Below are 21,659 nucleotides of genomic sequence, written 5' to 3'. Positions count from 1 at the left end.
CCCCCCTTCTCCCCTACGCCTCTGCCGCCACGTCCCGCCTCCGCTCCGCCCGGCACACCACCCCATAAACCCCCGCCCCCACCACCGTCCCCACGAACCACGAATACGCCGCCACCGACGCGAAGTACGGCACCAGCGCCAGCACCACAGCCAGCGTCGCCGACGGTACGAACGCCGCGAGGGCCTTCGGGTTCACGCCCCGCCGGTAGTAGTACCGGGACCCGGGCCGCGCGTCGAACAGGGCATCCGTGTCGACCCGCCCCCGCTTCACCCAGAAGTAGTCCAGCATCAGGATCCCGAACAGCGGGCCCAGGAAGGCGCCGAGGCCGCCCAGGAAGTAGTTGACGACGTCCGGGTTGGAGTACAGGTTCCATGGGGTGACCACCAGGGCGAGGACCGTGGAGATCGCGCCGCCGACCTTGAACGTGATCTTCTGGGGCCAGACGTTCGCCAAGTCGTACGCCGGGGAGACGAAGTTGGCGACGATGTTCACGCCCATCGTGGCGATCGCGAAGGTCAGCGCACCGAAGACGAGGACCCAGGTGTTGCCGATGCGCGCCACCAGCATCGCCGGGTCCGTGATCGCCTCGCCGAAGACCTCCACGCTGCCCGCCGTCACCACAACGGACAGCACCACAAAGGCGGTTGAGTTGATGGGCAGGCCCCAGAAGTTGCCGCGGCGCACGGTCCGGTAGTCCGGGGCGAAGCGGGAGAAGTCGCAGAAGTTGAGCATCAGGGTGCCGTACGTGGCGAGGATCAGGCCGATCGCGCCGAACCACTGGCGGAATTGTTCACCCGTCGACACCGGGTGGGGTGTGGAGGTGAGGGAGATCGTCCAGCCTGCCTTCGCCCAGATCCAGATCGCCAGGGCGATCATCACCACCCAGATCGCGGGGCCGCAGAAGTCCTGGAACTTGCGGACCGACTCCATGCCGCGCGTGATGATCAGCGACTGGACCAGCCACAGCAGGAGGAAGGAGGCCCAGCCGAGCGCGTGCAGGCCGAGGAAGGAGTGCTGCGTCCACGACTTCGTCTCCGGGAACGCCGCCAGCACCATCACGTTCACGGCCACCGAGGCCAGATAGGTCTGGATGCCGTACCACATGACGGCGATCACGGCCCGGACGAGCGCCGGGATGTTCGCGCCCCAGACGCCGAAACTGATCCGGCTGACGACCGGGAACGGGACGCCGTGGCGCTGGCCGATGCGGCCCATCGCGTTGCAGCCGACGTAGATCAGGACGAAGCCGATGAGCAGGGACGTGAAGACCTGCCAGGCGTTCAGGCCGAGCACCAACAGGCCTGCGGCGAACGTGTAGTTGCCGAGGTTGTGAACGTCCGACATCCACAGGGCGAAGAGGTCGTAGACCTTCCATTTGCGTTCGCGGGCCGGCGCCAGGTCCTCGTTCGTCAGGCGCGGATCCGGCGGGGCCGCCGCGCGGGCGCTGGACTGGGGGTGTACGGGTTCGGCCACGGACATGCGGGCCTCCGGCGAGGGGGGAGAGAGACGACAAGGTGCGGCGAGGCACTTGGTATACCAATCGCGCGATCGTCCCGCCGCCGACCACACCCGGCAATGTCCGTGCGGTTACATCTCCGTAAAGCCACCCCCGCCTCCCACGGCAAACCCACCCCACTCCCCCTGCCCGCCCCCCGCATCGACGAAGATGGAGAGCATGACGACGACGGAAGGATCGGTGGACCCCCGCGAGCCCTCCATGCCCCCCATGTCCCCGGAGCCCCTGGGCGCGGTGCGCGAGCGCGTGCTCGCCGCGCTGCGCGACGACATCATCGGCGGGCGCCGACGGCCCGGCGACCGGCTCGTGGAGCGGGAGCTCGCCGACCGGTTCGGGGTGTCCCGGGTGCCCGTCCGGGAGGCGATCCGGGCGCTGCTCGCCGAGGGCTTCGTGACGTACGAGACGCCGCGCAGGGCCGTCGTGCGCACCCTGACCCGCACCGACGTCGCCGAACTGTACGAGCTGCGCGAGGCCTTGGAGGTGTACGCCGCCGGGCTCGCGGCCGAGCGGGCCACCAAGGACGACCTGGCGGAGCTCGCGGGGCTCCTGGAGCGGGCCACGCGGGCGACGCGCGAGGGTGACGCCGAGACCAACACGGACGTCAACTCCCGTTTCCACGACCGGGTGTTGGCGATGGCGCGCAACGAACTCATCGTGTCCGTGATGCAGCCCGTCAGCGGGCGGCTGCGCTGGCTGACGCGGCGCGCCGAGGAGTGGTCCCAACAGCTCACGGAGCACCTGGAGTTGTACGACGCGCTGGCCGGCGGCGACGCCGAGCGGGCGCGGGCGGTGGCGCTCACCCACGTCCGCACCAACTACCACTTCACGTGGCGTCATCTCTTCGATGACGAGCCCACCCCGTAAGAACCCCGAAACAGCAGGAGCATCCGTCCCCGTGCCCACCCCCACCCTCATCGGCGCCGCCCGCACCCGTCCCTGCACGCTCGTCGTGTGCCGGGGCTGCTGCTGCGGCGATGCCCGCAAGTACCCCGGCTACGACCACGACTGGCAGTTGGAGCGGTGGCAGGCGGCGGCGCGGGCCTCGCGGGGGCGGTTCGCCGTGCGGGTCGTCGACTGTCTCGGCCCGTGCGACCAGGCGAACGTCGTCGTGCTCCAGCCCTCCGCCCGGGGCCGCGCCCGGGGCGGGAAGGCGGCGTGGATCGGCTGGACCATGGGCGACGACGTGACCGACGAGGTGCTGGCGTGGGCGGAGGCCGGCGGGCCCGGTCTCGCCGCCGCCCCGGCCGCCCTCGAGCTGCAGTTCATCGAGGCGCAGGGCGAGCGCGTCAGGCGCCGCCGCGCCCGCCGCTAGGGCGACGTCCCCTCAACGGCGTCGCGCCCGCTGAGCCGCCCCTGCCCGGCGAACCGGTCGAGCGCCGCGACCAGTTCGTCGGTGATGCCGGGCGCGCCCGCGTTGTGCCCGGCGTCGTCCACGACGACCAGCTCCGCGTCCGGCCAGGCCGCCGCGACCCGCCACGGGATGCCCAGCAGATTGCCCAGGTCCACCTTCCCCTGCACGATCACCGCCGGGAGCCCTGCCAGCAGCGGCAGGTCCCGCAGCACCGTGTCGGGCGCGTCCAGGAAGTGGCCCCGCGACCAGTAGTGCGTGACGGTGCGCGCGAAGCCGTAACGGAAGTCGGGGTCCTGGTAGCGGGGGACGGAGCGCTGCGGCTGCGAGGCGACCGCGGTCTCCCAGTCGGTCCAGGCCAGCGCCGCCCGCTCCCGCACGGCCGGGTCGGGGGACTCCAGGAGCCGGTTGTACGCGGCCGTGAGATCACCGTCCCGCTCCTCCGCGGGCACCCCGTCGGCGAACTCCGCGAACGCCTCCGGGAACACCTTCCCGAGCCCCCGCGCCATCAGGTCGACCTCCTCCTGACTCCCCGTCGCGAGCCCCGTCAGGACCAGTTCGGAGACGGCGTCCCGGTGCGTCTGCGCGTACCGCAGCGCCAGCACCGAGCCGAACGAGACGCCCCACACCAGCCACCGCTCGATGCCGAGGTGGGCGCGCAGCAGCTCCAGGTCGGCCAGCAGCTTCGGGAGCGTGTTCACGCTCATGTCGGTGTCGTACGCGCTCGCGGGCGGCGTCGACCGGCCGGCGCCACGCTGGTCGAGCAGCACGATCCGGTAGCGGTCCGGGTCGAAGAGGCGGCGGGTGAACGGCGAGGCCCCGGAGCCCGGCCCGCCGTGCAGCACGAGCGCGGGTTTGCCGTGCGGGTTTCCGCAGGTCTCCCAGTGGATCCGGTTGCCGTCGCCGACGTCGAGCAGGCCCTGGTCGTACGGTTCGACGGGCGGGTGCAGAGAAGACATCCGGCGAGCCTATGGCGCGCCCGCCGGGTGCCGCCTCAGAGTTCCGTCAGAGTTCCTGCGCCTTGATGCCGCGCATCCGCCCGTACGCGTACACACAGCCCGCGAGCGCCAGGTCGGACAGCAGCATGAAGCCGATGGAGTACGAGTCCTGCGCGCTGTAGATCGCGCCCATGACGAGCGGCGGGACGAAACCGCCGAGGCCGCCGATGGCACCGACGATGCCGGTGACCGAGCCGACCTGGGACGGTGGGGTGACCTGGGCGACGAGGGCGAAGACGCTGCCGCTCGCGGTGCCCAGGCCCGCCGCCATGACCAGCAGGTCGATCGTGCCGCCGGGGGCCAGGTGCGGGTTGAAGGCCTGCACGATGGCGAAGAGCGCGACGACGCCGAGCGCCCACGCCGTGACGACCGCCGGGTGGATCCGGTCGGAGAGCCAGCCGCCGAGCGGCCGGAAGATGACGGTGACGAGGGCGAACCCCGCGGCCTTCGTGCCCGCGTCGACGGGGTCGAGGTCGTACCAGGTCTTCAGGTACGTCGGCAGATACGTGCCGTACGCGACGATGCCGCCGAACCCGATCGCGTAGAGCGCCGAAAGCTCCCAGGTCACCCGCAGCTTCCCCGCCTCACCGAGGCGTTCGCCGAGCGAGGTGGTGGGGATGGTGCGGTCGGGGCGGTCGCTGAGGAGGAACCAGGCGAAGACGACGTACACGGCGAGCGCCAGCGCCACGATGAAGAACGGAAGGTTCTCGCCGTGCTTGGCGATGCGCGGCGTGAAGTACCCGGAGAGGGCCACGCCGCCCATGCCCATGCCGAAGATGCCGACGGCCGCGCCGCGCTTCTCGGGCGGGAACCAGGAGTTCACCAGCGGAACACCGATGGCGAACGTGGTGCCGCCGAGGCCCAGGAAGAAGCCGACGACGACCATCGCCAGGTACGAGTCGCGCGCCACCGTGATCAGCAGCACCGGGATGATCGTCGCGGCGGTGACCAGCGGGAACATCAGCTTGGCGCCGAACTTGTCGGTCAGGGCGCCGACCGGGATGCGGCCGACGGAGCCGACGATCACGGGCACGGCGACCAGGAAGGACTGCTCGAACGAGCTGAGCCCCAGGCTCTCGCCGAAGGCGCTGCCGAGGGGGGCGATGAGGTTCCAGGCCCAGAACGTGAGGGCGAAGCCCACCGTCGCCACGATGAGGTTGCGATACGCCGCCGCGGGCGGCTTGGACGTCGTCTCCTGCGCTGTCTGTGCTGCCACACCGCCACGCTAGGAAGCGGGAGCGTCCCCGGCCCGCCGAATTGAGCCAAACGGGTTCAGGCCCGCCGTGCGCGCCGCCTCCCGCAGGACTCCGCGCAGCATCTGAGGGGTGAGCCGGCCGGTGAAAGTGTTGCGCTGGCTCACGTGGAAGCAGCCGTAAACTGCCAACTCCCCCAGGTCGACGCGGGCGCCGTGCCCGAACACCGGGCGCGGGCGCGGCACCTCCCAGCCCGCCTCGGCGAACGCCGGCAGCGCCGCCTGCCAGCCGAACGCGCCGAGCACGACGACCGCGCGCAGCGTCGGCCGCAGCAGGTTCAGCTCCTGGACGAGCCACGGCCTGCAGGTGTCGCGCTCGGCCGGGGTCGGCTTGTTGGCGGGCGGCGCGCAGTGCACGGGTGAGGTGATCCGTACGCCGTCCAGGGTCAGCCCGTCGTCGGCGCTGACGGCGTCCGGCCGGGACGCGAGCCCGATGTCGTACAGGGCCTGGAAGAGGACGTCGCCGGAGCGGTCGCCCGTGAACATGCGGCCGGTGCGGTTGGCGCCGTGCGCGGCGGGGGCGAGGCCGACGATCAGGAGCGGGGCGTCGTGCGGGCCGAAGCCGGGCACCGGGCGCCCCCAGTACGTCCAGTCGGCGAAGGCCGCCCGCTTCGTGCGCGCGACCTCCTCCCGCCACTCGACGAGCCGCGGGCAGGCCCGGCACCCGCTGATCCGCTCGTCGAGTTCACCGAGACCGTCACCGTCCATGCCACCCGACGATAGGCGCGCTACGTGAACGCGGCCCCCAGCGCGACGAACACACAGATCAGCACGAACAGGATCGCCAGCAGCGGCCACACGAACCGCAGGTACTTGTCGTAGCCGACCTTCGCGAGGGCGACGCCGCCGATGGTGACGGCGGTCGTCGGCACCCACAGGTTCATCCAGCCGCTGGCCGCCTGCCACGCCGTCACGACGACCGCCCGCGAGACGCCCGCGAAGTCGGCGAGCGGCGCGAGGATCGGCATGGCGAGGGTGGCGTGCCCGGACGTGGACGGGATGAGGAAGGCGAGCGGCAGGTTCACGACGAAGACGATGATCGCGAAGATGCCGGAGGAGGTGCCCTTGACCACGCCCTCGATGGCGTGCAGCACCGTGTCCGTGATCTTCGAGTTGTTCATGATGACGGTGACGCCGCGGGCCAGCAGGATGACGAGCGCGGGCGACACGAAGTCGGCGGCGCCCTGAATGATCGTCGAGCTGAGCTTCTGCTCGCCCATCCGCGCGACGATCCCCACCAGCACGGCCGCGACCAGGAACAGCGCCGCCAACTGCGGGAACGACCAGTCGAGTTCCCAGCCGTACGGGGTGGCGTCGGCGTCCCCGGTCAGGGCGCTCGCCCAGGGCACCACCGAGAAGATCATGAAGGCGAAGACGAGCGCTGTCGCGACCAGAACTCCCTTGTGCAGCGCGGTCAGTTCGGGCACCTCGGCGGCCCCGTCCGCCCCGCTCGCCGTCTCGTCACGGTCCCGGTCCCCCGGCAGGAACCCGGACAGCGACCGCTCCGGGTCCCGCCGCACCCGCCTCGCGTACTGGATGACGTACGCGACGGTGACCCCGGTCAGCACGATCCACATCACGAACCGCAGCGCGATGCCGTCGCCGAGCGAGATGTCGGCGGCGGAGGACGCGACGCCGGTCGCGAACGGATTGACGGTGGAGCACAGCACACCGACACCAGCGCCCAGGATGATCGCCCCGACCGCCGTCATCCGGTCGTACCCGAGCGCCAGCATCAACGGCACGATCAGCCCGTAGAACCCGAGCGTCTCCTCGGCGAAGCCCTCGACCGTGCCGAGCACCGAGAAGACGACCATGACCCCCGCGATGAGCAGCGCCCCGCGCTCGCGCAGCCGGTGGGCGAGCCGCCCGATGCCGCGATCGAGCGCCCCGGTCGCGAACACGACGGTGATGAAGGCCCCAATGGCGAGCACGAACAGGAAAACCCCCGCGCTGCCGTACAGATCACCGGAGTTGTCGGGCGAGACGAGAGCGGTCTTCGGATCCTGGATGCCGTACAGGCCGTTGACCGGGGAGAGGAAGAGATCATTCAGCCGGTCGACGAAGGACTGCCCGGAGTCGACGCGCTGATACGTCCCCTCGACGGGCGCCCCCTCACCGTTCCTGTCGTACTCCCCCGACGGGATGAGGAACGCGAGCAGCCAGATCGCGATCGTGACGACGGCGAGGACGGTGAGGGCGCTGGGGAAGGTGAACTTCCGTTTCCCCGGCGGCTGTTCAGGGGTCTCGGTGGTGCCGGTGGTGCCACCGGCCGTGCTCATGATCCGCTCCGGAAGTCGGCCGCGTACTCCTTCACGAACGCACACATGGCGACGACCGTGGCGTGCAGCTCGGAGAAGAGGACGCGCTCGTTCGGGGCGTGCAGATTGCAGAGGTTGTCCTGGGCGCCGAAGAGCAGCACCTCGGCGCCGGGCGCGGCCTGCGCGAGCCCGTTGACCAGCGGGATCGAGCCGCCGGTCGCGACGTACGAGGCGTCCTTCCCCCACGCCTCCTTGAGCGCGGCGCGGGCGGCACGGTAGGCGGGGCCGCCGGTCGCCGCCTCGTAGCCGGGCCCGGTGTCGCCGGGGGTGACGGTGAGCGCGATGCCGAAGGGGCGCAGTGAGCGCAGCTGCCGTACGAGGAGTTCCTGGGCCTCGACCGGGTCCTGCTGGGGGTGGAAGCGGAGGTTCAACTTTGCGCGGGCGTACGGGACGACGGCCGACGCGGCGTTCTCCACGCTGGGCGCGTCGAGGCCGATGACGGTGATGGCGGGCCCGCTCCACAGCCGCTCGCCGAGCGTCCCACTGCCGATCAGCGGCAGCCCCTCCTCGACCCCGGCGAGCTCCCGGAACTCCTCGTCCGTGTATCCGGCACCACCGGTCCACTCCTCACGACGCAGCCCTTCGACGGCGACATCACCGTGGACGTCATGGAGCGTGGCCAACGCCTTCAGCAGAACGAGCAGCGCGTCGGGCGCGGCGCCCCCGAACTCCCCACTGTGACGCGCCTCTTGAAGGGTCCGGACCTCTACGGTCACCTCGGCGGCGCCGCGAAGCCCGGTGGTGAGGGTGGGGGTTCCGGGGCGGAGATTGCCGAGGTCGGCGATGACCATCGCGTCGCAGGCGAACCGCTCGGGATCGGTCGGCGGATAGGCGTCGAAGGGACTCCCGTACTCCTCCTGCCCCTCGAACACGATCTTGACGCCGACCGGTGGGCGCCCGCCGAAGGCCCGCAGCATCCCCAGGTGCGCGATGACATTCGACTTGTCGTCCGCGATACCTCGCGCCCGCAGCCCGCCCTCGATCTCGGTCGGCTCGAACGGCGGCGACTTCCACAGGCTCTCGTCGCCGGGCGGCTGCACGTCGTAGTGCGAGTAGAGCAGCACGGTGGGCGCGTCGGGCGTGGGCGGCGGGATCTCACCGAAGATCACGGGCGCGGTGTCGGGCAGTTCGAGCGTCTCGACGTGCTCGACACCGGCATCCCGCAGCAGCCCGACGAGCAGATCGTGCGCCTCGCGCACCGGCTCCTCCGGATAGCCGGGGAAGGCGACGGACGGAATCGCCGCGAGCCGCTCCAGGTCGCCCCGCAACCCCTCCATCAACCGGTCGACCGCCGCCCGCGACCCACTGTCCGTTCCCATGCCGTACGCACCCCTAGCTGTCGAATACCCGCCATACACGCGTTTCGCCCGGATTATCCGTGCTGAGCGGGGTCGGCCGGGCCGGGGCTCGCCGAGGGTTACGACAACGGGTTCGGGCCGCGGCACTCACCGGGCTAAGGTCGATGGCATGGCATCGGAGACGGACGGCGGGAGCGGCAGCGGCAGCGTACGGGTCGACAGCTGGATCTGGGCCGTACGCCTGGTCAAGACCCGCTCGGCGGGCGCCGCGGCCTGCAAGGGCGGACACGTCAAGGTCAACGGCACGAGCGTAAAACCGGCGTACGCGCTGCACATCGGCGACGAGGTACGGGTACGCCAGCCCGGCGGCCACGAGCGCCTGGTCAAGGTCGTACGCCTGATCCGCAAGCGGGTCGGCGCCCCGGTCGCCGCCGAGTGCTACATCGACAACTCCCCACCGCCACCCCCACGCCAGCCCATCGCCCCTCTCCCCGTCCGCGACCGCGGCACCGGCCGCCCCACAAAACGCGACCGCCGCGAACTGGACCGCCTCCGCGCCACCTTCGACCGTTCAAGCCCCTCCGGCGATTGAGGAGCGGGGTCCGGGGCAGAGCCCCGATCTTTTAAGCCCTTGCGGCGATTGAGCAACGGGGCCCGGGGCAGCGCCCCGAACCCGTCACGCCGGCACAGCCCGCACCCACCCGCTGTACTCGGTCAACACCCGGTCGACCTTCAAGTCCGCCTCCGCCAACGCCCGTTCAAACTCCACCGGACTCAACGGCCGCACCCGATACGTCTGCGTCCACACCGCATCCGGAAACTCGTACTCCACCTTCACCGACCGCACCCCACCCGCCCCCTCCACCGGCTCCGAGTACAACTTCCGAATCGTGAGCCCACCCGGCAACTCCACCTCCCGCGGCAAGTTCTCGTGCACCCCCGGCCGCTCCCGCTGAATCAACACACAGCCGTCGTCCGCGACATGACGCCGACACGCGTCCAGCATCCCGGCCCGCACCCGCGCGTCCCCGGTGTGCACGAGGATCGACCCGAGGATCACCGCGTCGAACTTCTCGCCGAGGTCGAGCTCCTCGATGGCCGCGCGCACGGTACGCGCCCCACGCACCCGCTCCAGCATCTCCGCCGACTCGTCCACCGCCGTCACCGTGAACCCGCGCTCGACCAGCGGATGCGTCACGCGCCCGACCCCGCACCCCAACTCCAGCAGCCTCGCCCCCGCGGGCACCGCGCCCGCGACGACATCCGGCTCGTCCTCGACCGCGAGCCGCGAATAGAGCTCCACGGCGCAGCCGTCGGGCGTGATCGCGCCCGGCCCCGTGCCCTCGTATCCCGTACGCATCTGAAGTCCCATGCCGGACCAACGAACCGCCCACCCGGGCCGTTCCCCGCACCCCGACCAACAGTGGCACCCTGGAAGAAGCACCTCTTGCCCGCCGTACGCGCCGAGAGGAGGCCACCCATGCACGGCACGCACCCGCATCCGCGCCCCCACCCGGGACACTTCGTCCGCACCGGTGACGAACCGGTCACCGCCCGCAGCCCCCTGCGCCTACGCCTCGGCCTCGCCCTGTTCGGGCTCGTCTGGACGGTCTTCGGCACCGTCGCGTTCCTGCTGGCGCACCGCCCGTGGTGGGCACTGGCCTGCGGAATCCTGTGGCTGATCACGACGGTCGACCTGTTCATGATCCTTCGGCACATCCGCCAGGGCCCGCACTACCAGCCGGGCCGCGACGTCCCTCCGTACCGCAGGCCCCACTAGCGACGGCCGCTCAGTCGTCGAAGCGGGCGGCGGCCACGTAGTCCGGCTGCGGATCAAGCGCGGCGGCCAGCCGAAAGTGCTTGCGCGCCTGCTGCGGCCGCGACCACCGCTCGTACGTCCTGGCCAGCGCGAAGTGCGCGAACGCGTTGTCCGGCTCGCGCTCAAGGACGATCGTGAACTCAAGCTCGGCGGCCCGCAGTTGCGCGGCGGCGAAGAACGCGCGGGCTCTCAGCAGCCGGGCCGCGGTGTTCTCGGGATACGCGGCGAGCACCTCGTCCAGAAGCTTCACCGCTCCGCGCGGATCGCGGGCGTCGAGCAGCTGCTCGGCGGCACGAAAGTCGATGACGTGCGTCTCCGGGGTCGCTTCAGGCACGACGAACCTCCTCCTCGCGTCGACCACGTGAAGGTCAACACCGCGAACCGTAAGGCCTATTCCTGCCCGCGCCCCGCCGTAGGGACACGCGGCGCCCTCACCGCGAGCGGCTCAGCCCCACCGCGAGCACCATGCCCACCAGCACCAGACAGGCCCCCGCGATCATGAACGCCCGGTCGACGCCGGGCCGTTCCGCGCCGAGCAGCACCGTCTCGCGCGGGTCCTCGGTGTCGTACGCGACGCTGACCGTGCCACCCGCCGGCAGTGGCCGCCGCTTGCTGGGCGGCACCGGCGAGACGACCTCGACGACCCGCCCGTCGTCCGTCTCGAACTGCAACAGCGGCCGCTCGGTGCCCGGCTGCGGCGGCTTGACCAGGGCTCGCGCGACATTCCCCGCGCTGCGCACCCGGCGCGCCCGCCGCAGCCCGTACGCGCCCGCGATCAGCGCCACAAGCCCGCCGAGCGCGGTGCACGCGGCGAGGACGATCACGCGGTCGCGGCACGCGCCCGGCGCGCCAGCTCCGCCCACACCTCGTCGACCCGCTCCCGCAATCGCTCCAGCGGTACGTCGTTGTCGATCACGATGTCCGCGATCTCCAGCCGCTTCTCGCGGGTGGCCTGCGCGGACATCCTGGCCCGCGCGTCCTCCTCGCTCATGCCGCGCAGCCTGGTGAGGCGGTCGAGCTGGGTCGCGGGGCTCACGTCGACGACGATCACCAGGTCGTAGAGCGGGGCGAGCCCGTTCTCCGCGAGCAGCGGCACGTCGTGGACGACGACGGAATCGGGGCCGGCCGCGGCCTCCAACTCGGCGGAGCGGGCGCCGACCAGCGGGTGCACGATCTTGTTGAGGGTGGCCAGCTTGTCGGCGTCGGCGAAGACGACCGAGCCGAGCTTCGGCCGGTCCAGGGCGCCGTCCGGGGCGAGCACCTCGTCACCGAACGCCTCGACGACGGCCGCGAGCCCCGGCGTACCGGGCTCGACGACCTCGCGTGCGATCTTGTCGGCGTCGATCAGGAGCGCGCCACGCTCCGTCAAGAGCCGCGACACCTCGCTCTTGCCCGCGCCGATTCCCCCGGTCAAGCCAACAGACAACAAGTCCGCGCCTCCCACTCGCGATCCACACCCCCGCATGGGCGGGGACGACCTTTCCGGCGCCGATCCCGCCGGTCAAGCCCACCGGATCAACCCCACCACAGTGGGGACTACGAGGCGCGGACGATCAACAGCCTAGTCGCCTTCGCGCTCGGCGAGGAACCTTTCGAACTCCTTGCCGATCTCGTCCGCCGACGGAATGTCGACCGGCTCCGCCAGCATGTTGCCCCGCTGGTCCGCCCCGGCGGCGGCGTCGTACTGGTGCTCAAGGCCCGTGACGAGCGAGACCAGTTCCTCGTCGCCCTCCTGGACCTGCCGGTCGATCTCCGTCTGCGTACGGTGCGCGTCCGTGCGCAGTCCGTGCGCGACGCCCGGCAGCACCAGGCCCGTCGCCGCCGTGATCGCCTCCAGGACGGTCAACGCGGCGTCCGGGTACGCCGAGCGCGCGATGTAGTGCGGGACGTGCGCGGCGACGCCGAGTACGTCGTGCCCGGCCTCCATCAGCCGGTACTCGACGAGGGCCGCGGCGCTGCCCGGCACCTGCGCCTCGTCGAACGGGCTGCTGTGCCCCGGCACCAGGTCCGTGCGGTTGCCGTGCGGGGTGAGGCCGACGGGGCGGGTGTGCGGGACGCCCATCGGGATCCCGTGGAAGTTCACGGCGAGGCGCACCCCGAGCCGCTCCACGATCTGCCGTACGGCGGCCGCGAACCGTTCCCACTCGACGTCCGGCTCGGGCCCGGCGAGCAGCAGGAACGGCGCCCCTGTGGCGTCCTGCACGAGCCGAACCTCAAGCACCGGCGTCTCGTACTCGGTCCACCGGTCGCGCCGGAACGTGAGCAGCGGGCGGCGTGCCCGGTAGTCCACGAGCCGGTCGTGGTCGAAGCGTGCGACCACCTGGTGCGGCAGCGAGTCGAGGAGCCGCTCGACGATCTGGTCGCCGGTCTCCCCCGCGTCGATGTATCCGTCGAAGTGGTAGAGCATGTCCAGACCGGCCGACTCCTGGGCCAGCGCCATGTCGACGGCGGCGAGCCCCTTCGGCTCCCATGAGTACAAATCCTGCGGATCTAGCACAGTGACCGCTCCTCCTCGTGTTCCACAACCCAGAACGCGCGGAGCGGGTGCGGGCATTCCCTCCCGCACCCATTCTCAGCAGCCTCTTACGTAGATAAGCACCGCATCAGTCCACGTCAATTGGCCATCACGCGCGCGTGCAGCTTGCCGACGGCCCGCCGCGCGGAGGTGAACGCCCCGTGCTGCCAGGCATCCGTGTAGCTGAGCCAGTCCCCGGCGAAGTACACACGCCCCGTCGGCTCGTTGAGCGGCTTGTAGCGGGGATCGTCGGGCCCGCCCGGGGTGTCGTGCCAGGCGGCCTCCAGGTGCGGCGTCTGCCGCCAGTGGTGCGAGAACGACGAGGCCAGCTCGCTCCGGTACTTCTCCCCGAAGATCTTCACGCCCTGCGCCACGGCCCGCGCCTCCCGCTTCGCGGGCGTGAGCTTCGCGTACGCGTCGGCATCGGCGTCGTAGTTGTAGTAGCCGATCATGAGCCCGCGCTCACCATGGAACCCGTACGACGGATGCCAGATGTGACTGAGATCCATGTCGGTCTCGGTGATCCCGCCGTAGATCCGGTGATCGGTCTCCCACCACCTGCTCCGGTACTCCAGGCCGATCTTCCCGGCGGACTGCGGCGTGATGGCCTCCAGGGCGCTCTGCACGCCGGAGCCGAGGTTGTGCGGGATCTTGGCGAGGATGTTCGGCGGCAGCGCCCCGACACAGAAGTCCGCCTCGACGACCCGCGTCCGACCGCCCTGCGTATACGTGACGGACACCCCGTCGCCCCGGTCGGTGATCTTCCCGACGACGGCCCCGGTACGCACCCGCTCCGCGCCTATCGCCCGCGTCAGCGCCTTCGGGATCCGATCCATCCCGCCCACCGGCTGGAACATCAACATCGCCTGGTCGAAGCCGAACTCGAAGGAGAAGTACCGCCCGACGCCACTGGCGAACACCTCGGATGCGGACGGTACGTCGCCGAGCACCACGCCCGGCGTCCCGGTGGCGGCGGGCACCGTGGAGTACCCGCGCCGGTCGCAGCCCTCGTACGCGAGCTTGTCCCCGAGCGACCCGAAGTCCTTCAGGAACTCGACGAGCCGCTCCTGGTCACCGGCGCTCAACTCCTTGTCCAGGGCCCCCTTGTCGGACGCCTTGGCGAGCAACTCGCTCACATACCCGTAGACGTCCGCCTTGGCGGTCCGGTAGCGCACAGGCTCGGTCATCCCGGCGCCCTCGTTGTAGATGTACGCGTCGGCGTTCGAGTTGGTGAACACCTCGATGGGCACGCCGAGTTCACGGCAGTAGTCGAGTGTCACCATCCACTGCGGAAGTCTTCCCGGGCCCGCGTTCATGTACTGCCCGTCGCTGAACCGCGCGGTCTGCCGGTTCCCGTACGTGTCGACGGTCGAGTCCCCGCCCCGCACCGTGAAGTTCCGCCCACCGGCCCGGTCCCTGGCCTCCAGGACCGTACAGTCGTAGCCGGCCTTGCCCAGCTCGTACGCGGTGGCGAGCCCGGCGATCCCGCCCCCCACGATCACGACCTTCGCGGCACCCCGCCCACTGAGCGTGAAGTCCCCCGACCGGGGCGCCCGATACGGCAGTTCACGCGCCGCGGCCTGCGCGGTCGGTGCGAGCCCGAGCGCCCCCATGGTCGCGAACATCGCCCCCGCACCCCCGCTGACCCCCACACTCCGCAAAAACGCCCGCCGACTACTCATACGCCTGGCTCCCCTCGGACCGCGATCGATCTTCAACGACCCGAGGAGCGTGGCACCGCCGTATTACGACGACCGTCTACTAGATGTATCCCGCAAGTTTCGGTAACCCAGGGGCGCGGGGAACTGCGCGCGCAACAACGCCACCGGCAACACAGCACCCACCCAAAACCACTGTGGCCCAAGGCAAAAACAACGGTGGGGGCCGCACCCAAAGGTGCGACCCCCACCGCTAACTACCTGCTAGCGCAGAGCGTTTCAGCTCTGGCCACCCGCCAGCTTCTCGCGAAGCGCGGCCAGCGCCTCGTCCGAGGCGAGCGCGCCGGAGTTGTCGGCCGTCTCCGAGGAGTACGAGCCGCCGCCGCCACCGGAGGCGGCCGGAGCCGCGCCACCGCCGGCGGGAGCCGCAGCGCCCTCGGCCTCGGCCTGGGCGTCCGCCTCGCGGGACTTGATGACCTGCGCCTGGTGCTGCTCGAAGCGCTGCTGCGCCTCGGCGTACTGGCCCTCCCAGGCCTCGCGCTGGGTCTCGTAGCCCTCGAGCCAGTCGTTGGTCTCGGGGTCGAATCCCTCGGGGTAGATGTAGTTGCCCTGGTCGTCGTAGGACGCGGCCATGCCGTACAGGGTCGGGTCGAACTCGACGGCCGACGGGTCGGCGCCGAAGGCCTCGTTGGCCTGCTTCAGCGAGAGGCTGATGCGGCGGCGCTCGAGGTCGATGTCGATGACCTTGACGAAGATCTCGTCGTTGACCTGGACGACCTGCTCCGGGATCTCCACGTGGCGCTCGGCCAGCTCGGAGATGTGGACCAGGCCCTCGATGCCCTCGTCGACGCGGACGAACGCACCGAACGGAACCAGCTTCGTGACCTTGCCGGGAACGACCTGGCCGATCTGGTGCGTGCGGGCGAACTGCTGCCACGGGTCTTCCTGCGTCGCCTTCAGCGACAGGGAGACACGCTCGCGGTCCATGTCGACGTCGAGGACCTCGACGGTGACTTCCTGGCCGACCTCGACAACCTCGGACGGGTGGTCGATGTGCTTCCAGGAGAGCTCGGAGACGTGGACGAGACCGTCGACGCCACCCAGGTCCACGAAGGCACCGAAGTTGACGATCGAGGAAACGACGCCGGAGCGGACCTGACCCTTCTGCAGGGTGGTGAGGAACGTCTGGCGAACCTCGGACTGGGTCTGCTCGAGCCAGGCACGGCGGGACAGGACCACGTTGTTGCGGTTCTTGTCCAGCTCGATGATCTTGGCCTCGAGCTCCTTGCCCACGTACGGCTGGAGGTCGCGGACACGACGCATCTCGACGAGGGAGGCCGGCAGGAAGCCACGGAGGCCGATGTCGAGGATGAGACCACCCTTGACGACCTCGATGACGGTACCGGTGACGATGCCGTCCTCTTCCTTGATCTTCTCGATCGTGCCCCAGGCACGCTCGTACTGAGCGCGCTTCTTGGACAGGATCAGACGGCCTTCCTTGTCCTCCTTCTGGAGAACCAGGGCCTCGATCTCGTCGCCGACGGCCACGACCTCGTTCGGGTCGACGTCGTGCTTGATCGAGAGCTCGCGGCTCGGGATGACACCTTCGGTCTTGTAACCGATGTCGAGGAGGACCTCGTCCCGGTCAACCTTGACGATGACGCCGTCGACGATGTCGCCATCGTTGAAGTACTTGATCGTCTCGTCGATGGCGGCGAGGAAAGCTTCCTCGTTACCGATGTCGTTGACCGCAACCTGCGGGGTGGTGGCGGTGGTCTCGGTGCTGCTCGTCATGTGGGAAAGGGCTCCGGCGGACATTGAAAGTCGGTGGGTACTGCTACGCCGGGAGCCCGTTTCGCATCGATGAAGCCGGACAGCCTTGGAAGCGCCGAATCCGGGCTTCCCTTGGGGAACCGGTGGCGCCTCGATAACCGAGGGGACATACAACAGATGCGAGCACAGCCTGCTATGTCCGAGGTGCGCAGGCCCGCAGCGCAACTTGTAGCATACGGGGGCAGCCCGACAGGGTCAATGCGCGAACGCGCACACCCGGGGCGGATCGCCGCATACCCGGCACAAAACCTGTCGCACGAGGCCACTGGCACCGCCGTGGCCTCGCGAGGCCCGCACACTATTACGAGGGAGCCGATCATCCAAGAGTCCGGACCAATGCAAGCGCACGAGTCCCCCTCGACGGTGGACGAGGACTCGACGGCGACCCGGCGTGACGCCAACACCACGGAGAGTTCGCGGGCCAACCGCGGCTGGTGGGACAGGAACGCGGACGAGTACCAGGTCGAGCACGGCACGTTCCTCGGAGACGACCGTTTCGTGTGGTGCCCCGAAGGGCTCGACGAGATGGAGGCCGAACTGCTCGGCCCGCTCGACGACCTCGCGGGCAAGGACATCCTGGAGATCGGCGCCGGCGCCGCGCAGTGCTCGCGCTGGCTGCTCGCGCAGGGCGCCCGCCCCGTCGCCCTCGACCTCTCGCACCGCCAGCTCCAGCACGCGCTGCGCATCGACGGCGGCAAGGTGCCGCTCGTGCAGGCGGACGCGGGCGTGCTCCCCTTCAAGGACGGCTCCTTCGACCTGGCGTGCTCCGCGTACGGGGCGCTCCCCTTTGTCGCGGACCAGGTGCAGGTGCTGCGCGAGGTGCACCGGGTGCTGCGCCCCGGCGGCCGTTTCGTCTTCTCGGTCACGCACCCGATCCGCTGGGCGTTCCCGGACGAGCCCGGCCCCGAGGGCCTCTCCGTCTCCGCCTCTTACTTCGATCGCACTCCTTACGTAGAGCAGGACGACGACGGACGTGCCGTCTACGTAGAGCACCATCGGACCCTCGGGGACCGGGTGCGGGACGTGGTGGCGGGCGGCTTCCGGCTCGTCGACCTCGTCGAGCCGGAGTGGCCGGAGTGGAACACCCAGGAGTGGGGCGGCTGGTCGCCGCTGCGCGGGAACCTGATCCCGGGGACGTCGATCTTCGTGTGCGAGCGGGATTAGAGAGCGGGATTAGAGACTGGGCGTGTGATCCGTTACGACGCTCTGCAGGACCTGCCCGTACGTTCCGCGCTGCCCGCGCTGCGCTCCGCCTTGGGCGGGCACGGGGTCGCGGTGCTCGTGGCGCCGCCCGGCACCGGTAAGACGACGCTGGTGCCGCTGGTGCTGGCCGGGCTGCTGGACGACGGGGACGTTCCCGTACGTCGTGTGGTCGTCGCCGAGCCGCGAAGGATCGCGGCGCGGGCGGCGGCGCGGCGGATGGCGTGGCTGCTCGGCGAGAAGGTCGGGGAGCGGGTCGGGTACACCGTGCGCGGGGAGCGCGTCGTCGGGCCGCGTACCTGCGTCGAGGTGGTGACGACCGGGGTGCTGCTGCAACGGCTGCAGCGGGACCAGGAGTTGGCCGGTGTCGACGCCGTGATGCTCGACGAGGTGCACGAGCGGCACCTCGACGCGGACACCGTGGCCGCGTTCCTGTGCGACGTACGAGCGGCGCTGCGGCCGGAGTTGGAACTGGTCGCGGCGTCCGCGACGACGGATGCCGAGGGGTGGGCCTCGCTGCTCGGGGGTGCGCCGGTCGTCGAGGCCGAGGGGGTCTCGTATCCGGTGGACGTGGTGTGGGCGCCGCCCGCGCGTCCGGTGCGGCCGCCGCACGGGATGCGGGTCGATCCGGCGCTGCTCACGCATGTGGCGGGTGTGGTGCGGCGGGCGCTCGGCGAGCGGGCGGGCGATGTGCTGTGTTTCCTGCCGGGGGTCGGCGAGATCGCGCGGGTGGCCGGGCAGTTGGGGGATCTCGGCGGGGACGTCGAGGTGCTTCAGGTGCACGGTCGGGCGCCTGCGGCTGTTCAGGACGCTGTGCTGTCGGCGGGGGCCGGGCGGCGGGTCGTCCTTGCCACCGCCGTCGCCGAGTCGTCGTTGACCGTGCCAGGGGTGCGGGTCGTCGTGGACGCGGGGCTCGCGCGGGAGCCGCGGGTGGACCACGCGCGCGGGTTGAGCGCGCTGACGACCGTACGGGCTTCGCGGGCGACCGGGACGCAACGTGCCGGGCGGGCCGGGCGGGAGGCGCCGGGTGTGGTGTACCGGTGCTGGGACGAGGCGGAGGACGGGCGGCTTGCGCGGTTCCCGTCGCCGGAGATCAAGGTGGCGGACCTGACGGCGTTCGCGTTGCAGGTGGCGTGCTGGGGGGATCCGGACGCGTCGGGGTTGGCGTTGCTGGATCCGCCTCCGGGTGGGGCGATGGCGGCGGCGCGGGCCGCTCTGGCCGCGGTGGGTGCGGTCGAGGCCGGCTCGGGGAGGGTCACCGCGCGGGGTGAGTGGTTGGCTCGGCTCGGGGTGCATCCGCGGCTCGGGCGGGCGTTGGTGGACGCGGCGCCGGTGGTGGGGGCGCGGCGGGCGGCGGAGGTGGTCGCGCTGCTGAGCGAGGAGCCGCCGCGGGCCTACGGGGATGATCTTGGCGGGGTGTTGAGGTCCGCTCGGCGTGGGGGCGACGCGTATGCCTCGCGGTGGGCCGGGGAGGTTCGGCGGCTGTCCGGTTTGGTGGGGGGTTCCGCGCCTGCGGCGCGGGGAGCGACCCTCCCACCCACCCGTGACACCGAACCGGACGCCCCGGCTGGCGGCACCGGGGCGGGCGGGGCCGACACCAACACCGGCGACGTCAGCGGCACCGGGGCGGGCGGGGCCGACACCAACACCGGCGACGTCAGCGGCACTGGGGCGGGCGGGGACAGCCGGGACGGTGGGGACGGCCGGGACGGTGGGGACGGCGGGCGCGGTAGTGGTAGGAGCGACAGGCACGGCACCGATCCGAGCGGCGGGGACGACAGGCGCGGTGGCGGTCGCAGCAGCGGGAGCGGTGGCGGGCGAGGGGGCGGGGACGGCAGCGGGCCGAGCGGCGGGCACGGTAGTGGTCCGAGCGGCGGGGACGGCGGGGGTCCGAGCGGCGGGCGCGGTGGGGGGCGAGGGGGTGGGGACGATCATGCTGTGGGGGTTGTTGCCGCGCTTGCCTTCCCGGAGCGGGTTGCGCGGCGCGGTGGTGGGTCGTTGCTCATGGTGTCCGGGACTCGTGCCGAGGTCCCGGACTCGTCGGGGTTGCGCAACGCCGAGTGGGTGGCGGTCGCCGTGGCCGATCGGCCCGTGGGGGCCGGGCACGCGCGCGTGCGGCTGGGGGCCGTCGTGGATGAGGAGGTCGCGCGGTGGGCCGCCGCGTCGATGTTCCGGGAGGCGGATGAAGTGGGGTGGGACGGTGGGGAGTTGGTGGCACGGCATGTCGTACGGCTGGGGGCTGTTGAGCTCGGCGTGCGGGCGCTCAAGGACCCCGACCCCGGCCTCGTACGGGAAGCGCTCATCGAGGGATTGCGGCGCGAGGGGCTCGGGCTGTTGCGGTGGGGGAAGGACGCCGTGGCGGTGCGGGAGCGGCTCGCGTTTCTGCGGCGGCACGTCGGGGAGCCGTGGCCGGACGTCAGCGATGAGGCGCTGCACGCGCGCGTGGACGAGTGGTTGGAGCCTGAGCTCAGCGCCGCGCGGCGGCGGGCGGACCTGGGGCGGATCGATGCCGGGGAGGCGTTGAGGCGGCTGATGCCGTGGGCGAGCGGGCAGGCCGGGTGCTTCGACGAGCTGGCCCCCGAGCGGGTGGAGGTGCCGAGTGGATCGCGGGTGCGGGTCGACTACTCCGATGCCGAACAACCCGTGCTCGCCGTGAAGTTGCAGGAGATGTTCGGGCTGCGCGAGACGCCGCGGGTGGCCGGGGTCCCCGTACTCGTACACCTGTTGTCGCCCGCCGGGCGGCCGGCCGCCGTCACCGCCGACCTCGCCTCGTTCTGGGCCGACGGCTACCGCTCCGTACGGGCGGAGCTGCGCGGGCGTTACCCGAAGCACCCGTGGCCCGAGGACCCGGCGAGCGCCGAGCCCACGCGGCACACGAACGCCCGCCTCAGACGGTGACCGGGTCCGGCTCCGGCTCGGCGGCCGGCGCCTCCTCCGGTTCGCCGGGGCGCCGGCTGCGCGCCTCAAGCCACAGCGACAGCGCGAGCAGCACCACACCGAGGCCGAGGAAGCCCCACGGCAGGTACGAGGTGAGGAGCAGGACCAGGACGCGCTGGGACTTCACGAGGTCGACCGTCGACTCGATGAAGTCGGGGCGCATCTTCACGTTGCCCGCGAACGCGGTGACCTTCTTGTCGGGGTCCCCGGCGAGCAGCGTGCCGCCGCGCATCTGCTCCTTGTGCCGCTCCGCGCCGTAGACGGGGGCTCCGGTCGTCGGGTCGACCAGGAAGGTGCGGACGGTCGAGTAGTACATCTTGGTGCCGGTCTTGGCGACGGACTCCGGGGTGATGCCCTTGACCGGGAGCTTCTTGGGGAAGGGGACCTGCGTCCACGGGATGGTCTGCTCGAAGCGGTAGATCTCCAGGCCGTGGAAGTTCTCGGTGCCCTTGTACTCGATGGGGCGGGTGACGCGGGCGCGCGCGTCGAAGTACTCGTAGTCGCGCGGCTCCGTCAGGAACGGCCACTTGAACTCGATGCCCTCGCGCTTGACCGGGTCGCCGTCGACCGACTCCCCCTTGGCGTGCACGGGCGCCGAGCTGTGGGCGTCGAAGATGTAGCGCTCGGGGATCTCGGTGACCATCTTGCCGTCGGGTCCCACGCCGTACGTCAGGCCGTCCCAGACGACGACGTCGCGCCCGGCGGTCTCCTCCACCTTGTTCGACGCCTCGACGTTGCCCTTGAGGGTCTGCACGATGCTGAGCTTGGGGACCGTCTTCTCCTTCATGGTCCCGTAGTCGATCAATGTCGCGTTCTTCGCCTCCAGGACCATCACCTGGTACTGGCTGGGCGGGATCTTCGCCAGGCGCGGGAACGCGTACCAGCGCATCAGCGGGGACATCGCCGTGAAGAACACGGCGAAGGCGAGCAGGATCAGGCTGGCCTTGCGGCGCATCGCGGCGG

At 71.0% G+C, this 21,659-nt stretch carries 20 protein-coding genes; 6 read left to right on the top strand and 14 right to left on the bottom strand.

Annotation, left to right across the window (positions count from 1 at the left end):
* Positions 1-13: 13 nt before the first annotated feature.
* Positions 14-1,480, bottom strand: a complete 1,467-nt coding sequence (locus tag RBJ65_RS27120) for an NCS1 family nucleobase:cation symporter-1 (RefSeq protein WP_306322280.1) — start codon at positions 1,478-1,480, stop codon at positions 14-16.
* 196 nt (positions 1,481-1,676) lie between these two features.
* Between RBJ65_RS27120 and RBJ65_RS27115 the strand changes: the two genes are divergently transcribed.
* Positions 1,677-2,381 carry a GntR family transcriptional regulator gene (locus tag RBJ65_RS27115; RefSeq protein WP_306322279.1) on the top strand — a complete coding sequence of 235 codons (705 nt, stop codon included), beginning with the start codon at positions 1,677-1,679 and terminating at the stop codon, positions 2,379-2,381.
* 31 nt (positions 2,382-2,412) lie between these two features.
* Positions 2,413-2,829, top strand: coding sequence for a (2Fe-2S) ferredoxin domain-containing protein (locus tag RBJ65_RS27110; protein WP_306322278.1), 417 nt, complete (start codon positions 2,413-2,415; stop codon positions 2,827-2,829).
* On the opposite strand, the gene pip is transcribed toward RBJ65_RS27110, so the two are convergent.
* The 5 genes from pip to RBJ65_RS27085 are packed head-to-tail and all read right to left on the bottom strand — an operon-like array spanning position 2,826 to position 8,755.
* Entirely contained in the window at positions 2,826-3,824 is a 999-nt protein-coding gene (gene pip, locus RBJ65_RS27105) for a prolyl aminopeptidase (RefSeq protein WP_306322277.1), read from the bottom strand. The genes RBJ65_RS27110 and pip overlap by 4 nt on opposite strands.
* 46 nt (positions 3,825-3,870) lie before the next feature.
* The gene (locus tag RBJ65_RS27100) at positions 3,871-5,079 is read right to left on the bottom strand and encodes a NarK/NasA family nitrate transporter (protein WP_306322276.1); all 1,209 of its coding nucleotides are present in this window, start codon (positions 5,077-5,079) and stop codon (positions 3,871-3,873) included.
* Positions 5,080-5,088: 9 nt separating this feature from the next.
* Positions 5,089-5,823, bottom strand: a complete 735-nt coding sequence (locus RBJ65_RS27095; RefSeq protein WP_306322275.1) for a uracil-DNA glycosylase — start codon at positions 5,821-5,823, stop codon at positions 5,089-5,091.
* 20 nt (positions 5,824-5,843) lie between these two features.
* Positions 5,844-7,397, bottom strand: coding sequence for a YfcC family protein (locus tag RBJ65_RS27090; protein WP_306322274.1), 1,554 nt, complete (start codon positions 7,395-7,397; stop codon positions 5,844-5,846).
* Positions 7,394-8,755: a M20/M25/M40 family metallo-hydrolase gene (locus RBJ65_RS27085; RefSeq protein ID WP_306322273.1), complete on the bottom strand. Its 1,362-nt coding sequence runs from the start codon at positions 8,753-8,755 to the stop codon at positions 7,394-7,396. Before RBJ65_RS27085 ends, RBJ65_RS27090 begins: the two co-directional genes overlap by 4 nt.
* Before the next feature lie 148 nt (positions 8,756-8,903).
* On the opposite strand from RBJ65_RS27085, the gene RBJ65_RS27080 reads away from it, so the two are divergent.
* On the top strand, positions 8,904-9,326 hold the full coding sequence (locus RBJ65_RS27080) for an RNA-binding S4 domain-containing protein (protein ID WP_306322272.1): 423 nt from the start codon (positions 8,904-8,906) through the stop codon (positions 9,324-9,326).
* Positions 9,327-9,410: 84 nt separating this feature from the next.
* Here the strand turns inward: RBJ65_RS27080 and RBJ65_RS27075 are convergent, their stop codons facing one another.
* Entirely contained in the window at positions 9,411-10,106 is a 696-nt protein-coding gene (locus RBJ65_RS27075) for a bifunctional 2-polyprenyl-6-hydroxyphenol methylase/3-demethylubiquinol 3-O-methyltransferase UbiG (RefSeq protein ID WP_306322271.1), read from the bottom strand.
* A 108-nt stretch (positions 10,107-10,214) separates the two neighbouring features.
* On the opposite strand from RBJ65_RS27075, the gene RBJ65_RS27070 reads away from it, so the two are divergent.
* Complete coding sequence (locus RBJ65_RS27070) at positions 10,215-10,514, top strand: DUF6343 family protein (RefSeq protein ID WP_306322270.1); 300 nt, start codon at positions 10,215-10,217, stop codon at positions 10,512-10,514.
* Positions 10,515-10,524: 10 nt separating this feature from the next.
* On the opposite strand, the gene RBJ65_RS27065 is transcribed toward RBJ65_RS27070, so the two are convergent.
* The 6 genes from RBJ65_RS27065 to rpsA form a co-directional block, all read right to left on the bottom strand.
* The gene (locus RBJ65_RS27065; RefSeq protein WP_306322269.1) at positions 10,525-10,887 is read right to left on the bottom strand and encodes a tetratricopeptide repeat protein; all 363 of its coding nucleotides are present in this window, start codon (positions 10,885-10,887) and stop codon (positions 10,525-10,527) included.
* A gap of 97 nt (positions 10,888-10,984) precedes the next feature.
* On the bottom strand, positions 10,985-11,377 hold the full coding sequence (locus RBJ65_RS27060; protein WP_306322268.1) for a DUF3592 domain-containing protein: 393 nt from the start codon (positions 11,375-11,377) through the stop codon (positions 10,985-10,987).
* Positions 11,374-11,982 carry a dephospho-CoA kinase gene (gene coaE, locus RBJ65_RS27055; protein WP_306322267.1) on the bottom strand — a complete coding sequence of 203 codons (609 nt, stop codon included), beginning with the start codon at positions 11,980-11,982 and terminating at the stop codon, positions 11,374-11,376. Before coaE ends, RBJ65_RS27060 begins: the two co-directional genes overlap by 4 nt.
* Before the next feature lie 132 nt (positions 11,983-12,114).
* Entirely contained in the window at positions 12,115-13,050 is a 936-nt protein-coding gene (locus tag RBJ65_RS27050; protein ID WP_306322266.1) for a PAC2 family protein, read from the bottom strand.
* Between the two features lie 116 nt (positions 13,051-13,166).
* A complete protein-coding gene (locus RBJ65_RS27045) occupies positions 13,167-14,693 on the bottom strand; it encodes an FAD-dependent oxidoreductase (RefSeq protein ID WP_306322265.1) in 1,527 nt (508 codons plus the stop codon).
* A 312-nt stretch (positions 14,694-15,005) separates the two neighbouring features.
* Entirely contained in the window at positions 15,006-16,520 is a 1,515-nt protein-coding gene (rpsA, locus tag RBJ65_RS27040) for a 30S ribosomal protein S1 (RefSeq protein WP_306322264.1), read from the bottom strand.
* Positions 16,521-16,895: 375 nt separating this feature from the next.
* Here rpsA and RBJ65_RS27035 point away from each other — a divergent pair, with 375 nt between their 5' ends.
* The gene (locus RBJ65_RS27035) at positions 16,896-17,723 is read left to right on the top strand and encodes a class I SAM-dependent methyltransferase (protein WP_306322263.1); all 828 of its coding nucleotides are present in this window, start codon (positions 16,896-16,898) and stop codon (positions 17,721-17,723) included.
* A 24-nt stretch (positions 17,724-17,747) separates the two neighbouring features.
* Positions 17,748-20,657: an ATP-dependent RNA helicase gene (locus RBJ65_RS27030; RefSeq protein ID WP_306322262.1), complete on the top strand. Its 2,910-nt coding sequence runs from the start codon at positions 17,748-17,750 to the stop codon at positions 20,655-20,657.
* Here the strand turns inward: RBJ65_RS27030 and RBJ65_RS27025 are convergent.
* Entirely contained in the window at positions 20,647-21,651 is a 1,005-nt protein-coding gene (locus RBJ65_RS27025; RefSeq protein WP_306322261.1) for a DUF3068 domain-containing protein, read from the bottom strand. The genes RBJ65_RS27030 and RBJ65_RS27025 overlap by 11 nt on opposite strands.
* Positions 21,652-21,659: the final 8 nt, after the last annotated feature.

It is taken from the genome of Streptomyces sp. KL109B (assembly GCF_030766935.1).
In the GTDB taxonomy this organism is placed as follows: domain Bacteria; phylum Actinomycetota; class Actinomycetes; order Streptomycetales; family Streptomycetaceae; genus Streptomyces.
Note: the sequence above shows the minus strand (reverse complement) of the source record. Positions and strands in the feature narration are given on the sequence as shown.

Coding starts and splice junctions, on each gene's coding strand:
- RBJ65_RS27070 (WP_306322270.1), top strand. CDS start 10,215: ATGCACGGCACGCACCCGCATCCGCGCCCCCACCCGGGACACTTCGTC.
- RBJ65_RS27025 (WP_306322261.1), bottom strand. CDS start 21,651: ATGCGCCGCAAGGCCAGCCTGATCCTGCTCGCCTTCGCCGTGTTCTTC.
- RBJ65_RS27045 (WP_306322265.1), bottom strand. CDS start 14,693: ATGTTCGCGACCATGGGGGCGCTCGGGCTCGCACCGACCGCGCAGGCC.
- RBJ65_RS27035 (WP_306322263.1), top strand. CDS start 16,896: ATGCAAGCGCACGAGTCCCCCTCGACGGTGGACGAGGACTCGACGGCG.
- RBJ65_RS27120 (WP_306322280.1), bottom strand. CDS start 1,480: ATGTCCGTGGCCGAACCCGTACACCCCCAGTCCAGCGCCCGCGCGGCG.
- RBJ65_RS27090 (WP_306322274.1), bottom strand. CDS start 7,397: ATGAGCACGGCCGGTGGCACCACCGGCACCACCGAGACCCCTGAACAG.
- RBJ65_RS27075 (WP_306322271.1), bottom strand. CDS start 10,106: ATGGGACTTCAGATGCGTACGGGATACGAGGGCACGGGGCCGGGCGCG.
- RBJ65_RS27085 (WP_306322273.1), bottom strand. CDS start 8,755: ATGGGAACGGACAGTGGGTCGCGGGCGGCGGTCGACCGGTTGATGGAG.
- RBJ65_RS27115 (WP_306322279.1), top strand. CDS start 1,677: ATGACGACGACGGAAGGATCGGTGGACCCCCGCGAGCCCTCCATGCCC.
- pip (WP_306322277.1), bottom strand. CDS start 3,824: ATGTCTTCTCTGCACCCGCCCGTCGAACCGTACGACCAGGGCCTGCTC.
- RBJ65_RS27080 (WP_306322272.1), top strand. CDS start 8,904: ATGGCATCGGAGACGGACGGCGGGAGCGGCAGCGGCAGCGTACGGGTC.
- rpsA (WP_306322264.1), bottom strand. CDS start 16,520: ATGACGAGCAGCACCGAGACCACCGCCACCACCCCGCAGGTTGCGGTC.
- RBJ65_RS27095 (WP_306322275.1), bottom strand. CDS start 5,823: ATGGACGGTGACGGTCTCGGTGAACTCGACGAGCGGATCAGCGGGTGC.